The organism is Micromonospora sp. WMMD710 (assembly GCF_029626045.1).
Lineage (GTDB): Bacteria > Actinomycetota > Actinomycetes > Mycobacteriales > Micromonosporaceae > Micromonospora.
Genome location: NZ_JARUBD010000001.1, coordinates 6,320,643 through 6,335,864 on the forward strand (window position 1 = coordinate 6,320,643; position 15,222 = coordinate 6,335,864).

Genomic DNA, 15,222 nt, shown 5'->3' on the forward strand with positions numbered 1-15,222 from the left:
TCGCGGTCGGCCGGTCCGCACCGGCCGACCGCGACGCGTCAGTCCACCCGGAGCCGGTAGCCGCGCTTGACCACGGTCTGCACCACGCGCGGGGCGCGCAGGCCGGCCCGGAGGCGGGCGACGGCCATCTCCACCGCGTGCTCGTCCGCGCCGCGGGGCAGCGTGCGCAGCAGGGCGGTCCGCGACAGAACCCGGCCGGGGGACTGGGCCAGCGCCCGCAGCACCGCCATCGGCGCGGGAGCGAGCGGTCGCAGTTCGCCGTCGATCACCGCGGCGTGACCGCGCAGGGTGAGCAGATGCCCGGCGGCCTTGAACGTCATGGTCCGGCGGGGCAACTCGTCGACGATGGTCCGTACGAGCGCCCCCAGCCGGGCCCGACCCGGGGCGCTGACCGGTATCCCGTGCCGCAGCAGCGGTTCGGCGGTGACCGCGCCCACGCAACTGGCGAGCACGTCGGTGCGGAACGCGGACAGCACCGCCTCGCTGCGGTCCCCGGCGGCGCGCAGCAGGGCCTCGGCCGCCGGCGCCGAGGTGAACGTCACCGCGTCGACCAGCCGGCCGGCGATCAGGTCGATGAGTCGGTGCAGCGGTGCCGGGTCGGTCGGCGGTGCCCACCGGTAGACCGGTACCTCGATGACCGTCGCGCCGGCCGCCTCCAGCGCGAGCGTGCACTCCGGTTGCCGTTCGCCGTGCAGCTGCATGGCGATGACCTGCCCGGCCACGCCGCGCCGACGCAGGTGGTCGACCACCTCGTCGCAGCTCTCCGAGGCGGGCGACCACTGGTCGTGCAGTCCCGCCGCTCGGATCGCGCCGCGTGCCTTGGGTCCTCGGGCCACCACGTACGACCCGGCCAGCACCGAACGCAGCGGCTCGGCGAGCCCCCAGCCCTCGGCCGCTTCCAGCCACCCGCGCATGCCGATGCCGGTGTTGGCCATCAGGATGTCCGGCGGTTGGTCCAGGCAGGCGCGGGTCGCCTCGCGCAGTTCGGTGTCGTCGGACAGCGGCACGATCCGCAGTGCCGGGGCGAGCACCACCCGGGCACCCCGCCGCTCCAGCAGCGCGGCCAGCTCGTCGCGCCGCCGGTCGGCAGTCACCCCGATGGTGAAGCCGGCCAGTTCTTCCCGCATCAACCCTCCCGTCGCAGCCGCACTTCGACCAGCCCGTCGCGGCAACGTGCGTCGTGTCGGGCCACGGCGACGCCGGGCAGGTCGAGGCACCGCCCGGTGTGCAGGTCGTACACCTGCTTGTGCAGCGGCGAGGCGACGGTCGGCACCCCGCCGCGGCTGCCCACGATGCCCCGGGACAACACGTAGGCGCCGGAGACGGGATCGCGGTTGTCGATCGCGAACAGCCCGTCCGCGGTGCGGAAGAGAGCGACCTGCACGCCGTCGACCAGGGCGGCGACCCCTCGATCGGGTTCGAGCCGGTCGAGGGGGCAGATCGTGGTCCAGTCCAGTGTGGTGGTGGAGTTCATCGCCGTACCTCCGGTAGGCCCAGTGCGACCGGCTGCCGGTCCCGCACCGGCACCGGCTGGCCGCGTTCCAGCGCGAAGGTGATCGACGGGTCGGGCACGTCGGGTGCGTTGACGAACGAGGTGTAGCGGCGCAGCCGGTCCGGGTCGTCGAGCACGTCGCGCCACTCGTCGGAGTACGACGACACGTGCCGGGCCATCGCCGCGTCGAGGTCGGCGCAGAGGCCCAGCGAGTCGTCCACGATCACGGCGCGCAGGTGGTCCAGGCCGCCGTCCATCGCCTCGATCCAGCCGGCGGTGCGTTGCAGCCGGTCGGCGGTACGGATGTAATACATCAAGAATCTATCGATTAGTCGAATCAGCACTTCTGTCGACAAATCAGTGGCGAACAGGTCGGCGTGCCGGGGCCGGAAGCCGCCGTTGCCACCGACGTACAGGTTCCAGCCGGTCTCCGTGGCGATGATGCCGAAGTCCTTGCCGCGGGCCTCGGCGCACTCCCGGGCACACCCCGACACCGCCGACTTGATTTTGTGGGGAGCGCGCAGCCCCCGGTAGCGCAGTTCCAGCGCCACCGCCAACCCCACCGAGTCCTGTACGCCGTAGCGGCACCAGGTCTCGCCGACGCAGGACTTCACCGTGCGCAGCGCCTTGCCGTACGCGTGACCGGACTCGAACCCGGCGTCCACCAGTCGTCGCCAGATCAGCGGCAACTGCTCCACCCGTGCCCCGAACAGGTCGATCCGCTGTCCGCCGGTGATCTTCGTGTAGAGCTGGAAGTCCCGGGCGACCTCACCGATCACGATCAGCTTCTCCGGGGTGATCTCGCCACCCGGGATCCGGGGCACCACCGAGTAGCTGCCGTCGCGTTGCAGGTTGGCCAGGAAGTGGTCGTTGGTGTCCTGCAACGACGCCTGCTCCCCGTCGAGCACGTGCCCGCTGCCCAGCGAGGCGAGGATCGACGCCACCACCGGCTTGCAGATGTCGCAGCCACGGCCCCGACCGTGCTCGGCCACCAGTCGGGAGAAGGTGCGGATGCCGCGCACCTGGACGATCTCGAACAGCTCCCGCCGGCTCACGTCGAAGTGCTCGCACAGGGCCGTGGACTGCGCCACCCCCGCCGCGTCCAGCAGCTGCTTGAGCATCGGCACGCAGGAGCCGCAGCTGGTGCCGGCCCTGGTGCACGCCTTCAACGCCGGCACGTCCGCGCAGCCGTCGGCGATGGCGGCGTCCACGTCGCCACGGGTGACCGCGTTGCAGGAGCAGACCTGCGCGGTGGCGGGCAACGCGCCCGCGTCCGCGCCGCCGCCGTCGGGGGCGAGCAGTGCCAGCGGCGCGGCCGGCAGCGGGCCGCCCACACTGGCCCGCAACGTCGGGTACGCGCTGGCGTCGCCGACCAGCACCCCGCCGAGCAGCGTGTGCGCGTCGTCGGAGAGGACCAGCTTCGCGTACGCCCGGGTCGCCGGATCGGTGAACGTGACGTCCAGGCAGCCCGGCGTGGTGCCGTGCGCGTCGCCGAACGAGGCCACGTCGACGCCGAGCAGCTTCAGCTTGGTGGCGGTGTCCGCTCCCGGGAACGTCGCCGCGCCGCCGACCAACCGGTCGGCCACCACCTCGGCCGTCGCGTAGCCCGGCGCGACCAGGCCGTGGCAGGTGCCGTCGACCGCCGCGCACTCGCCGACCGCCCAGATCCGTTCGTCGGCGGTGCGGCACGTCTCGTCGACCAGCACCCCACCGCGCGGCCCCGTCGGCAGACCGGCGGTACGGGCCAGCTCGTCGCGCGGTCGGATGCCGGCGGCCACCACCACCAGCTCGGCGTCGACCGCGCTGCCGTCGGAGAGTTCCAGGGCGGCGACCGCACCGTCCGGGCCGGGACGGATCGCGGTGGTGGCAACCCCGAGGTGGGTACGCACACCCAGCTCCTCGACGTAGCGCCGCAGCATCGCGCCGCCGGCCTGGTCCACCTGCACCGGCATCAACCGGGGCGCGAACTCGACCACGTCGGTGCTCAGGCCCAGCAGCCGCAGGGCGTTCGCCGCCTCCAGCCCGAGCAGCCCGCCGCCGATCACCGCGCCGACCCGGCGGCCGTCCGCGTACGCCCGGATCGCCGCCAGGTCGTCCAGGGTCCGGTAGACGAAGACCCCGGGCAGCTCCGCGCCGGGCACCGGTGGCACGAACGCGTACGAACCGGTGGCCAGTACCAGCGCGTCGTAGTGGTACTCGCCGACGGCGGTGGTCACCACCCGCCGGTCCCGGTCGATGGCGGTGGCCGGCTCGCCGAGACGCACCCGCACCCCGTCGTGCGGGGTGTGCAGGTTCAGGTCGCTCTCGCTCACCCCGTCGAAGAACGCCGACAGCCGCACCCGGTCGTACGCCGCACGGGACTCCTCGCCGAGCACGGTCACCCGCCAGCGTCCCTGCGGATCCCGGGCGCGCAGCGCGTCGACGAAACGCTGCCCGACCATCCCGTTGCCGATGACCACCAGGTCGCCGCTCATCGCGTCACCTCCACCGATTCCGCCTCGGACAACCAGTCGACGATGCCGCCCACCGCGTCCCGGCAGCCGCCGCATCCGGTGCCGGCCCGGGTCGCCGCGACCACCGCGTCGGCCGTCCGGGCACCGGAGCGCCAACAGCGCACCAGCGCGCCCTTGGTCACCGTGTTGCACTGACAGACGATGGCCGCGTCCGGCATCAGCGCCGGTGACGCGGCGGGTGCCGCGCCGGTCGCGCCGAGCGCTCGGCCCAGCAGCAGCGCCCGCCGGTCGGCGGGCACCGGATGGCCACGATCGAACAGTTGGATCACCGTGCCGACCGCCGGGTTGTCGCCGAGCAGGATCGCGCCGATCAGACGCTCGTCGCGGATCCGCAGCCGGGCGTACGTGCCCCGGGTCGGGTCGGCGAAGGTCAGCTCCTCGCCCGGCTCGCCGCCCACCGCGTCACCCATGGCGGCCAGGTCGATCCCGGCCGCCTTCAGTCGGGTCACCACCGGCCGGGGCCGGTAGCGGGCCAGCGGGTCGGTGCCGCTCAGCACGTCGGCGAGCACCCGGGCCTGGGCCCAGGCGGGTGCCACCAGGCCGGTGAGCGCGCCGTCGTGCTCGGCGCAGTCGCCGATCGCCGAGATGCTCCGGTCGTCGGTGCGCAGCCGGTCGTCCACCACCACACCACGTCGCACGGTCAGGCCGGCGGCCCGCGCGAGGGCGGTGTCCGGGCGTACGCCGCAGGAGAGCACCAGCAGATCGGCGCGCAGCGACCGACCGTCGGCCAGGTCGAGGCGTACACCCGTGTCGTCCGCGACCACGCCGGTCGCCGGCACGGCGAGTTGGATGGTGACGCCGAGGCCGGTGAGGGTGCCGGCGAGCACCGCGCTGGCCGCCGGGTCGAGCTGCCGTTCCATCAGGTGCCCGGTGTGGTGCACCACGGTGGTGGTCAGCCCTCGGGTGGCGAGCCCTCGGGCGGCCTCCAGGCCGAGCAGCCCGCCGCCGAGCACGAGCGCGCTGCGCGCGCCGTGGGCCGCCGCGATGATCCGCTGGCAGTCGTCCAGGGTCCGGAACGGCACCACCCGCGGCGGGAGGTCGGCCGGGTCGAGGCCGGGTAGCGGCGGCACCACCGCCCGGGCGCCGGTGGCCAGCACCAGGTGGTCGTATCCGATCCGTTCGCCGTCGGCGGTGCGGACCTCCCGGGCGGAGCGGTCCACCGTGGTCACCGGTACGCCGGTGCGCCTGTCGATGCCGTGCCCGGCGGCCTCGGTCAGCTCCACGTCCGGCTCGCCGATCCGGCCCGCCAGCAGGGTGGAGAGCATGATCCGGTTGTACGCGCGGTGCGGCTCGGCCCCGAGGACGGTGACCTTCCGGTCGCCTTCGCGGGCGTGCAGTTCACCGGCGAGGCGGGCGCCCGCCATCCCGTTGCCGACGATCACCACCCGGGTCGTCATGCCTTCTCCACCCGTACCGCGCAGATCTTGAATTCGGGCATCCCGGAGATCGGGTCCACCGCGTCGTTGGTCACCGAGTTGGCCCGGCCGGCCCCGGCCCAGTGGAACGGCGCGAAGACGGTGTCCGGTCGGATGCCCGCGCTGAGGCGGGCCGGAGCGCGCAGTTCACCCCGGCGGGACGTGACCAGCACCGGGTCGCCGTCGTCGATGCCCAGCCGGACGGCCAGGTCGGGGTGCAGCTCGACGAACGCCTCGGGTGCGGCGCGGCGCAGGGCGGCAACGCGGCGGGTCTGGGTGCCGGACTGGTACTGGGCCAGCACCCGGCCGGTGGTGAAGTGCAGCGGGTACGTGTCGCAGACCTCCTCGGCGGCCGGCCGGTGGTCGACGGGGTGGAACCGGGCCCGGCCGTCCGGGGTGGCGAAGCGGTCGGCGAAGAGTCGGGGTGTGTCCGGCCCGTCCTCGCTGGGGCAGGGCCAGTGGACGCCGTCGGCGGCGTCGATCCGCGCCCAGGTGATGCCGGCGTAGTCGGCGGTGCCGCCGGCGGACGCGCGGCGCAGCTCGGCGAAGACGACGGCGGGGTCGGTCGGGAACCGGGCCGCCGCGTTGGTGGCCGCCGCCTGTTCGGGGGCCAGCCTCGCCGCGAGGTCGGCGATGATGGCCAGGTCGGTCCGGACGCCGGGCGGCGGCGGGCGCAGCGCACGCCGGCGCAGCACCCGACCCTCCAGATTGGTCATCGTGCCGTCCTCCTCGGCCCACTGCGCGGTGGGCAGCACCACGTCGGCCAGCGCCGCCGTCTCGGACAGCAGCAGGTCGGCGACGACCAGCAGATCGAGGTCGCGCAGCCGGCGCTCGATGCGGGCCGCCCGGGGCGCGGAGACCACCGGGTTCGAGCCGAACACCAGCAACGCGCGCGGGCCGTCGGGCGTGCCGAGCGAATCGAGCAGCTGGTACGCCGGCACACCCGGGCCGGGCAGCTCGTCGGCGGGCACGCCCCAGACCCCGGCCACGTGCTCCCGGGCCACCGGGTCGTCGATCTTCCGGTAGCCGGGGAGCTGGTCGGCCTTCTGCCCGTGCTCCCGCCCGCCCTGGCCGTTGCCCTGGCCGGTGAGGCAGCCGTACCCCGAGCCGTCGCGGCCGGGCAGGCCGAGGGCGAGAGCCAGATTGACGTACGCGGTGACCGTGTCGACGCCCTTGGCGTGCTGCTCGGCGCCGCGCGCGGTCAGGATGATCACCCGTCCGCCGGTGCCCAACGCGCGGGCGGTCGCCTCCAGGTCGGCGACCGGCACCCCGGAGAGCTGCTCCGCGCGGGCCGGCCACCAGGCGGCGACGCTGCGGCGGACCGCCTCGAAACCGGTGGTCCGCTCGGCCACGTACGCCTGGTCGACCCAGCCCTCGGTGAGCGCGATGTGCAGCAGCGCGTTGGCCACCGCGAGGTCGGTGCCGGGCAGCGGTTGCAGGTGCAGGTCGGCCTGGCGGGCGGTGGCGGTGAGGCGGGGGTCGACGACGATCAGCCGGCCGCCGGCGCGGCGTTGCTCGGTGAGCCAGCGCACCAGCGGCGGCATGGTCTCCGCCGGATTGGCGCCGACCAGCAGCAGCGTGTCGGCCCGGCCCAGGTCGGCGAGCGGGAACGGCAGCCCCCGGTCGACGCCGAAGGCGCGCATCCCGGCGGCGGCCGCCGAGGACATGCAGAACCGTCCGTTGTAGTCGATGTGCCGGGTGCGCAGCCCGATCCGGGCGAACTTCCCCAGGGTGTACGCCTTCTCGTTGGTCAGGCCACCGCCGCCGAAGACGGCGACCGCGTCCCGGCCGGCGTCGTCCTGCACGGTGCGGATGCCCGCGACGATCCGGTCCAGTGCGGCGTCCCAGCTCGCCGGGCGCAGCTCGCCGGTGGCCGGGTCGCGCAGCAGGGGAGTGGTCAGCCGGTCCGGGTGGTCGAGCAGGTCGGCGGCGGTCCAGCCCTTCTGGCACAGCCCACCGCGGTTGGTGGGGAACTGGCGGGGGTGCACGGTCACCCCGTCGCCGTCCGCGCGCAGGGTCATGCCGCACTGAAGGGCGCAGTACGGGCAGTGCGTCGCCACCTCCCGGGGCGCCAGCCCCGGCCGAGTGGCCGACCATGCACCGTCTGTCATGTCGGCAAAGCGTGCCGCCGGGCGGTTTCCGGTCCGGGTCCCTTCTGTTTCGGTCCTGTCAAGTGGGGCTCACACCGCACAGGGGCAACGGGCGTGACGGGTGGGTGCTGGCGGTCTCGGACGGACGCTTGACCAGCGCGGCGGCGCCGGGCTTCAGCTCGTGGGGCGGTCAGCGCAAGTCGGCGCGCCGAGGTCGGCGAGTCAGGGACAGCCAGCCCAGGAACCGGGCGTGATGCGCCCGCAGATTGGGGCGGACGCCCAGGGAGTACAGGTCGTCAAGAGCGTCCTGCATGTTCGCTCCCAGGTAGAACGCCAGGGCGATCGAGTGGCCGTAGAACTCGGTCGCGAGGTGAAGCTGAGCCGGCGGACACGGCCAGGGCGCGGCGCAGTTGCGACAGAGCCACGCGGGGCGCATCGGATGGTGCGGACGAGGGCGGCGGGTCATCCGGCCCTCACCGGGCCTCGCTTGACCTGAGCGCGCGTGGTTGAGCGACGTGCCACCAGGGCGGGCGTGTCCGGCCAGATCAGGCCTGCTGGCATCACGAAGAGGGATCGGCGCGCGACCGCATCGCCATTCGCGGCCAGCTCATAACCGTCAATCCACAGCCACCCGTCGTACGTCGGCCAATCGAGAACGCGAATCACGCGGACGAAGATCGGGCGCAGGAACTGCACACTCGCGGCGCGGGTCAGGTGCAGGACGTCGCCCGAGTGCGGCTTCCGCGCGGTGGGCTTCGGCTTGGGTGTCCAATCGGGTAGCTCGTCCGGCACGGTGCTCCCCCTGGTCGTCACGTCGGGAAGAGGCCGCCCCCATGAGTGCTCGCCCGTGGAGATCTTGGACAGTTTCCGTTGAGAGAGAACGGAAACTGTCCAAGATCTGGGCAGGTCAAGGTTGGCCCCGGTGCGAACGCGTCCGCCGGGCTCTGTGGTCCCTACCGGATGCGACACCTGCTCCCACCTTGCGGCCAGTGATGGAACAGAAACAGCCCGTATCGATATGGTCGGGAGACATTCCGCGCATCCGATGGAGGAAGTCGTGAACGATGCGCTACGCGCCGCGTTAGCCGAGACGGGGCACTCGATTGAGTCCCTGGCGGGACTGGTCGGGGTCGATCGAAAGACGGTCGCTCGTTGGCTGAACCACGACCACATCCCCCACCCCCGACACCGGGAGGCGGCGGCGAGCGCGCTCCGACGGCCCATAGGGGACATCTGGCCGGACACTTCAAGACGCCGCGAACCAGTTTGGTTCCGACCATGGCAAGAGATCGAGCGCGAGGCGATCTCGCTGCGGTCGTTTCAGTCGACCGTCCTCCCCGGGCTGCTCCAGACCGAGGCATACGCTCGCGCGGTACTCGCCGGAGCCGACGTCATCGCCCGCAGCGACGTCGAGCGGCACCTGGCCTCACGACTCGCCCGGCAAAGCATCCTGACCCGCGAAGACCCGCCCCACTTCACCGCCGTTGTAGACGAAGCCGTGTTGCGGCGGCCAGTCGGTGGACGAGCCACCATGCGTGAGCAGGTCCAGGCCCTCATCACCGCGTGCGAAGCCCCGCACGTCCGCGTGCACATCGTGCCCTCAACCGTCGGTGCGTACGCTGGCCTGAACGGTCCCTTCGTGATCGCCGTGGGGTCCGAGCATCGGATTGCCGGCTACCTCGACAATCAGCTTCAGGGGCACGTCGTTACCGGTGCCGAGGACATAGCGGCGATGCTGGTCGCGTGGGAGAACGTACGCGGTGAGGCGCTGTCCCACTGGCAATCCGTCGATCTATTTACGGAGATGGCGAAGACATGGAACTGACCGGCGCGCAGTGGCGTAAGAGCACTCGCAGCAGCGGCAATGGCGGCGACTGCGTCGAGGTTGCGGACAACCTGCCTGGCATCGTTGCCGTGCGGGACTCGAAGGACGCGGCAGGGCCGGCGTTGGTCTTCGGCCCGATGGCATGGCGGGCGTTCGTCGACATGGCGAAGGCCGACAACGCGGCTTGACCAGCAGCAACGCAGAGGCCCCCGGTTCGCCGGGGGCTTTTTTGCATGTTCGGGGCCAGGAGCGCTGGCGTGGGAACGGGAGCGCCGCGGCGTTCGCCATTCGTCGGCGCGGCCCACCTTGTACACAGCAGCGCCCTTGACCCACCGAGTTTATAATGTGGGAAAACAGTCTCAAATTTTGGGAGCCGCGATGAGCGTGACGGACGTCTTCGACGCGGTGGCCGGCAGCTACGACGAGTCCCGTCGGCGACTCATTCCCTGCTTCGACGCCTTCTACGGCACTGCGGTCGAGGTGGCCGCACCGCCACTGCGCGCCGCGCTGGCCGCCGGTCGTACCCCCGAGGTGTTGGATCTGGGCGCCGGCACCGGCCTGCTCTCGCTGCTGCTCGCCACGGCGGTGCCCGGGGTTCGGCTGACCCTGGTGGACGGGGCGCCGGCGATGCTCGCCCGCGCCACCGACGAACTGCGCGCTCGGTCCGTGCCGCACCGGACGGTGCTGGCCGACCTGGCCGACCCGCTGCCGCCCGGCCGGTACGACGCGGTGGTCAGCGCGCTGGCGATCCACCACCTGGACGACGACGGCAAGCGGGCGCTCTACCGACGGGCCGCGGCGGCGCTGGCACCGGTTGGCGTGTTCGTCAACGCCGAGCAGGTGGCCGGTCCCACCCCGGCCCTGGACCGGCGCTACGACGAGGTGTGGATGCGGCGGATCACCGAGCTGGGCGCGTCGCCCGACGAGATCGCGGGCTCCCGGCAGCGGATGCGGCACGACCGTCCCGCGACCGTGGCCGACCAGTGCCGCTGGCTCGCCGAAGCCGGCCTGGGCGACGTCGACTGCTACTTCAAGGAGTGGCGCTTCGCGGTGTTCGGTGGACGGGCCCGGTGACGGCATGTCCGTTTCGACGCCGAAGGACGAGCCGGTCGACGCGTGGATGACTGATGGTCATACCGATGGGTAGTCTCAGCCGCATGACTGCCAAGGTGACTCTGTCGTTCACCGACGAGACGATCGAGGAGGCGCGGCGGTTCGCCAAGCGCGAGGGGCTGTCGCTCTCCGCGTGGATGGACCAGGCCGCCCGGGAGAAGGCGCTGCGCGAGGTGTTCACCGCGCACGCCGCCGCCGTGGGCCGCGCCAACCTCGACCTGGAGTCCGCCGCCCTCGCCGACGCCCGCGAGGTGGGCATGGTCAACGACCTGCTCTCCGGCGGCCGGCCGCGTGCTGCGTAGGGGTGAGGTCTGGCGCATCGAGGGCGCCCGGGAACGCCTCGGTCTCGTGATCAGCTCGGACGTCTACAACTCCACCGACGTACCCATCGTGATCGTGGTCGAGGTCGTCGAGGAGTCGCTGCTGCGCGACTCCCCGCTCGCCGTGTCGATGGGCCGGTACGTGGTGATGCCCGACCGCATCTCCTCGCCGATGAAGAAGTGGTTCACCGACTGCGTGGACGTCGCCGACACCGACACCATGCTCCGGGTGGGCCGCGCGCTGCGCATCCTCCAGCAACTCTGACGCCGACCTCACCACCGCCGCCCGCCCGTGGTGCGCTCCCCGTTTCCCGTCCGACCCGCGACGGGCACTGCCAGGTAACCCCGCGTTCCTAGCGTTTCCCCTCGTCACATCGACGAGGAGGAGCCGCCGTGAGCACGCTCACCAGCACCGCAGTCACCGCCGGACCGCCTGCCGTCACCGGCCGTCCGCGCGCCCTCGACGACTGGCGTCCCGAGGACCCCGACTTCTGGCGGACGACCGGTGCGCCCATCGCCCGGCGCAACCTCTGGGTGTCGATCTTCGCCGAGCACGTCGGGTTCTCGGTGTGGAGCCTCTGGTCGGTGACCGTGCTCTTCCTCGGCCCCGCGTACGGCATCGACCCGGCCGGCAAGTTCCTGCTCACCGCCGTGCCGGCCGCACTGGGCGCGGTGCTGCGACTGCCGTACACGCTGGCCGTGGCCCGCTTCGGCGGGCGGCGCTGGACGATCATCAGCGCGCTGCTGCTGCTCGTGCCCACGGTGCCGATGACGGTGCTGCTGGAACCCGGGGTGTCCTACTCCACGCTGATGGTGCTCGCGTGCCTCACCGGGGTCGGCGGCGGCAACTTCGCCTCCTCGATGGCGAACATCAACCTGTTCTATCCGTCCCGGCTCAAGGGCCGCGCCCTCGGCCTCAACGCCGGCGGCGGCAACCTGGGCGTACCCGCGGTGCAACTGGTCGGGCTGGCGGTGCTCGCCACCGCCGGTGCCGCGTACCCCCGGCTGGTCCCGGCCGTCTACCTGCCGCTCATCGTGCTGGCCGCGCTGGCGGCGGCCCGCTGGTTGGACACGGTCCCCGGGGCGCGCAACGAGCCGGGCGCGCTGCGCGAGGCCGCCCGCGACCCGCACACCTTGGTCATGTCGCTGCTCTACATCGGCACCTTCGGCTCGTTCATCGGGTTCGGCTTCGCGTTCGGCCAGGTGCTCCAGCTCCAGTTCGCCGAGCGCTTCCCCACCCCCGTCGACGCCGCCTGGTTGACCTTCCTGGGTCCGCTGGTGGGTTCGCTGATCCGGCCGCTGGGCGGGCACCTCGCCGACCGGCTCGGCGGCGCCCGGGTGACCTTCTGGAACTTCGTGGCGATGGCGGCCGGCGCCGCCGTCGTCCTGTACGCGGCCCGGGAGCGCTCGTTCGGGCTCTACCTGACCGGTTTCCTGGCCCTCTTCGTCTTCTCCGGCGTCGGCAACGGCTCCACGTACAAGATGATCCCGGCGATCTTCCGGGCCCGGGCGGCGGACGCGGTGGCCACCGGCCGGCGCGACCCCGAGGCCGCCGCACGGTGGGCGCGGCGGATGACCGGAGCGTTGATCGGCATCGCCGGTGCGGTGGGGGCCTCCGGCGGGGTGCTGGTCAACATCGCCTTCCGCCAGTCGTTCCTCGGCTCAGGCAACGCCGACGCCGCCTACCTGGCATTCATCGGCTGGTACGCGCTGTGCTTCGCGGCCACCTGGGTCGTCTACCGTCGTCCGAGGGCCGGACGGCTCGCCGGGGTGTGAGCTGGGCCACGCCCGGCGCGTTGGCGTGCGAGGCCGGACCCCCGTTTTGACCTGCCGATGGGGCGCCGGGTATCGTTGCCTGCTGTTGTACGACATCCAGAGGCGTGCCCCATCAGGTACGCTTGGTCGTTCGTGCGCGCTGGTCCGGCCTGCAAGATCTGGTCACCTCGGCGCGCGACCCCAGACCGACGACGAGACAAGGTAGACCTGTGCGTACGTACAGCCCGAAGCCGGGTGAGATCGAGCGTCAGTGGCACGTCATCGACGCCTCTGATGTCGTGCTGGGCCGCCTGGCCACCCACGCCGCCACGTTGCTGCGTGGTAAGCACAAGCCGACTTTCGCGCCGCACGTCGACACGGGCGACTTCGTCGTCATCGTGAACGCGGGCAAGGTTGCGCTGACCGGCAACAAGCGCCAGACCAAGGTCGCTTACCGCCACTCGGGTTACCCGGGTGGTCTGAAGCAGGTCGGCTACGACGAGCTGCTGACCAAGCGCCCCGAGCGGGCCATCGAGCTGGCTGTGAAGGGGATGCTCCCGCACAACAAGCTCGGCCGTCAGCTGATCAAGAAGCTGAAGGTCTACGCCGGTGCCGAGCACCCGCACCTCGCGCAGCAGCCGGTGCCGTTCGAGATCAAGCAGATCGCGCAGTGAGCGCGGGCGAAGGAAGCAGCATGACCGACATCACCACCGAGACCGAGGTTGCCCCTGAGGCCACCGAGGCGCCGGCGCCCGTCGCCCGCGCGCCGCGTGGTGACCGCCCGATCCAGACCGTGGGTCGGCGCAAGGAGGCAATCGTCCGGGTCCGTATCGTTCCGGGCACCGGCAAGATCACCTGCAACGGCCGCGACCTCGAGGCCTACTTCCCGAGCAAGGTGCACCAGCAGCTCATCAAGGACCCGCTGGTCACCGCCGAGAAGCCCGAGGCGTTCGACGTCATCGCCAACCTGCGTGGCGGCGGCACCACCGGCCAGGCCGGTGCGCTGCGGCTGGCCATCGCCCGTGCGCTGATCGTCAACGAGCCGGACGACCGCCCGGCCCTCAAGAAGGCCGGCTTCCTCACCCGGGACGCCCGGGTCAAGGAGAGCAAGAAGTACGGCCTCAAGAAGGCCCGTAAGGCTCCCCAGTACTCGAAGCGCTGATCTTCACCAGCGCGTTGTACTTCTGACGGACGGCCGGTCCGCCTCCCCTCGACCGGGGAGGTGGGCCGGCCGTTCCGCTTTCTCCTCATCGGCAGTGCTCATCGGAGGTTGGCGGGTATGGGTCGGTTGTTCGGCACGGACGGCGTACGCGGGCGCGCGAACGCGGATCTCACACCCGAATTGGCGCTCGCGCTCGCGGTGGCCGCCGCGCACACACTCGCCGAGACGGACCGCAGCCATCCGCCGCTGGCGGTCGTCGGCCGGGACACCCGCGCCAGCGGCGAGATGCTGGAGGCGGCCGTCGTGGCCGGCCTGACCAGCGCCGGCGCGAACGTGGTGCGGGTCGGGGTGCTGCCCACCCCGGCCGTGGCGTTCCTCACCGCCGAGGCGAAGGCCGACCTCGGGGTGATGCTGTCCGCGTCACACAACCCGATGCCGGACAACGGCATCAAGCTCTTCGCCGCCGGCGGCCACAAGCTGCCCGACGAGATCGAGATGCAGATCGAGGCGGCCGTCGAGGCGAACGCCACCACCGCGTGGGACCGGCCGATCGGCGCCGGCGTCGGCCGGGTGCACGACCTGCTCGACGGCGCCGACCACTACGTCCAGCACCTGGTCGGCACCCTGCCGCACCGGCTCGACGGGATCAAGGTCGTGGTCGACTGCGCCAACGGCGCCGCCGCCGAGGTGGCCCCCGTCGCGTACCGGGAGGCCGGCGCGGAGGTCGTGGCGATCCACGCCGAGCCCGACGGGCTGAACATCAACGACGAGTGCGGCTCCAACCACATCGAGGCGCTGCGCGAGGCCGTGGTGCAGCACGGCGCCCACCTGGGCATCGCCCACGACGGTGACGCCGACCGCTGCGTGGCGGTCACCGCCGACGGCGACGAGGTGGACGGCGACCAGGTCATGGCGATCCTCGCGCTGGCCATGCGCGACGCCGGCACGCTCACCCAGGACACCCTGGTCGCGACCGTGATGAGCAACCTCGGCCTGCGACTGGCCATGTCCGCACAGGGCATCCGGCTGATCGAGACGAAGGTCGGCGACCGGTACGTGCTGGAGGAGCTGCGGGCGTCCGGGCTGGCGCTCGGCGGCGAGCAGAGCGGCCACATCGTCATGCCCGCCCACGCCACCACCGGCGACGGGGTGCTCACCGGGCTGCACCTGATGGCCCGGATGGCGGCCACCGGCCAGTCCCTCGCCGAACTGGCATCCGTGGTCACCAAGCTGCCCCAGGTGCTGATCAACGTGCCGGTGGGGGACCGCACCGTCGGTGCCGCCGCGCCGGTCGTCCGCGCCGAGGTCGAGCGGGCCGAGGCCGAGCTGGGCGAGACCGGGCGGGTGCTGCTGCGGCCCTCGGGCACCGAGCCGCTGGTCCGGGTGATGGTCGAGGCGGCCACCGAGGCGACCGCCCGCGCGGTCGCCGAGCGGATCGCCGCGCTGGTCCGCACCGCCAGCCCCACCGCGTCCTGACGGTTCACGCTGTGGAGCTGAGGTCGTGGACCGACTCAGCTCCACAGCGTCAGGGCCGGGA

At 72.4% G+C, this 15,222-nt stretch carries 16 protein-coding genes; 9 read left to right on the plus strand and 7 right to left on the minus strand.

The window, feature by feature from the left end; translation table 11 throughout:
* Positions 1 to 38: 38 nt before the first annotated feature.
* From O7620_RS29340 to O7620_RS29370, 7 genes are all read right to left on the minus strand, one after another.
* Complete coding sequence (locus O7620_RS29340; protein ID WP_278126348.1) at positions 39 to 1,127, minus strand: uroporphyrinogen-III synthase; 1,089 nt, start codon at positions 1,125 to 1,127, stop codon at positions 39 to 41.
* A complete protein-coding gene (nirD, locus tag O7620_RS29345) occupies positions 1,127 to 1,474 on the minus strand; it encodes a nitrite reductase small subunit NirD (RefSeq protein WP_151488098.1) in 348 nt (115 codons plus the stop codon). The genes O7620_RS29340 and nirD overlap by 1 nt, the downstream gene beginning before the upstream one ends.
* Entirely contained in the window at positions 1,471 to 3,966 is a 2,496-nt protein-coding gene (gene nirB, locus O7620_RS29350) for a nitrite reductase large subunit NirB (RefSeq protein WP_278126349.1), read from the minus strand. Before nirB ends, nirD begins: the two co-directional genes overlap by 4 nt.
* Positions 3,963 to 5,402 (minus strand): FAD-dependent oxidoreductase, encoded by a 1,440-nt coding sequence (locus tag O7620_RS29355; protein ID WP_278126350.1) that lies wholly within the window; start codon positions 5,400 to 5,402, stop codon positions 3,963 to 3,965. Before O7620_RS29355 ends, nirB begins: the two co-directional genes overlap by 4 nt.
* Positions 5,399 to 7,531: a molybdopterin oxidoreductase family protein gene (locus O7620_RS29360; RefSeq protein WP_278126351.1), complete on the minus strand. Its 2,133-nt coding sequence runs from the start codon at positions 7,529 to 7,531 to the stop codon at positions 5,399 to 5,401. The genes O7620_RS29355 and O7620_RS29360 overlap by 4 nt, the downstream gene beginning before the upstream one ends.
* A 169-nt stretch (positions 7,532 to 7,700) precedes the next feature.
* Positions 7,701 to 7,976 carry a hypothetical protein gene (locus O7620_RS29365; protein ID WP_278126353.1) on the minus strand — a complete coding sequence of 92 codons (276 nt, stop codon included), beginning with the start codon at positions 7,974 to 7,976 and terminating at the stop codon, positions 7,701 to 7,703.
* Complete coding sequence (locus O7620_RS29370; protein ID WP_278126354.1) at positions 7,973 to 8,302, minus strand: hypothetical protein; 330 nt, start codon at positions 8,300 to 8,302, stop codon at positions 7,973 to 7,975. The genes O7620_RS29365 and O7620_RS29370 overlap by 4 nt, the downstream gene beginning before the upstream one ends.
* Before the next feature lie 265 nt (positions 8,303 to 8,567).
* Between O7620_RS29370 and O7620_RS29375 the strand changes: the two genes are divergently transcribed.
* The 9 genes from O7620_RS29375 to glmM all read left to right on the plus strand — a co-directional run bounded on the left by O7620_RS29375 (position 8,568) and on the right by glmM (position 15,161).
* Positions 8,568 to 9,335, plus strand: a complete 768-nt coding sequence (locus tag O7620_RS29375) for a helix-turn-helix transcriptional regulator (RefSeq protein WP_278126356.1) — start codon at positions 8,568 to 8,570, stop codon at positions 9,333 to 9,335.
* Positions 9,326 to 9,523, plus strand: coding sequence for a DUF397 domain-containing protein (locus O7620_RS29380; protein WP_278126357.1), 198 nt, complete (start codon positions 9,326 to 9,328; stop codon positions 9,521 to 9,523). Before O7620_RS29375 ends, O7620_RS29380 begins: the two co-directional genes overlap by 10 nt.
* Before the next feature lie 190 nt (positions 9,524 to 9,713).
* A complete protein-coding gene (locus O7620_RS29385) occupies positions 9,714 to 10,409 on the plus strand; it encodes a class I SAM-dependent methyltransferase (protein ID WP_278126359.1) in 696 nt (231 codons plus the stop codon).
* A 53-nt stretch (positions 10,410 to 10,462) separates the two neighbouring features.
* A complete protein-coding gene (locus O7620_RS29390; RefSeq protein ID WP_278126360.1) occupies positions 10,463 to 10,750 on the plus strand; it encodes a DUF6364 family protein in 288 nt (95 codons plus the stop codon).
* Complete coding sequence (locus tag O7620_RS29395; protein ID WP_151488090.1) at positions 10,740 to 11,033, plus strand: hypothetical protein; 294 nt, start codon at positions 10,740 to 10,742, stop codon at positions 11,031 to 11,033. Before O7620_RS29390 ends, O7620_RS29395 begins: the two co-directional genes overlap by 11 nt.
* A gap of 128 nt (positions 11,034 to 11,161) precedes the next feature.
* Positions 11,162 to 12,544, plus strand: coding sequence for a nitrate/nitrite transporter (locus tag O7620_RS29400; protein ID WP_278126362.1), 1,383 nt, complete (start codon positions 11,162 to 11,164; stop codon positions 12,542 to 12,544).
* A gap of 209 nt (positions 12,545 to 12,753) precedes the next feature.
* Positions 12,754 to 13,197 (plus strand): 50S ribosomal protein L13, encoded by a 444-nt coding sequence (gene rplM, locus O7620_RS29405; RefSeq protein WP_007465158.1) that lies wholly within the window; start codon positions 12,754 to 12,756, stop codon positions 13,195 to 13,197.
* A 20-nt stretch (positions 13,198 to 13,217) separates the two neighbouring features.
* Complete coding sequence (rpsI, locus tag O7620_RS29410; RefSeq protein WP_110563055.1) at positions 13,218 to 13,685, plus strand: 30S ribosomal protein S9; 468 nt, start codon at positions 13,218 to 13,220, stop codon at positions 13,683 to 13,685.
* A gap of 117 nt (positions 13,686 to 13,802) precedes the next feature.
* Positions 13,803 to 15,161 carry a phosphoglucosamine mutase gene (gene glmM / locus O7620_RS29415; protein WP_278126365.1) on the plus strand — a complete coding sequence of 453 codons (1,359 nt, stop codon included), beginning with the start codon at positions 13,803 to 13,805 and terminating at the stop codon, positions 15,159 to 15,161.
* Positions 15,162 to 15,222 lie beyond the last annotated feature (61 nt).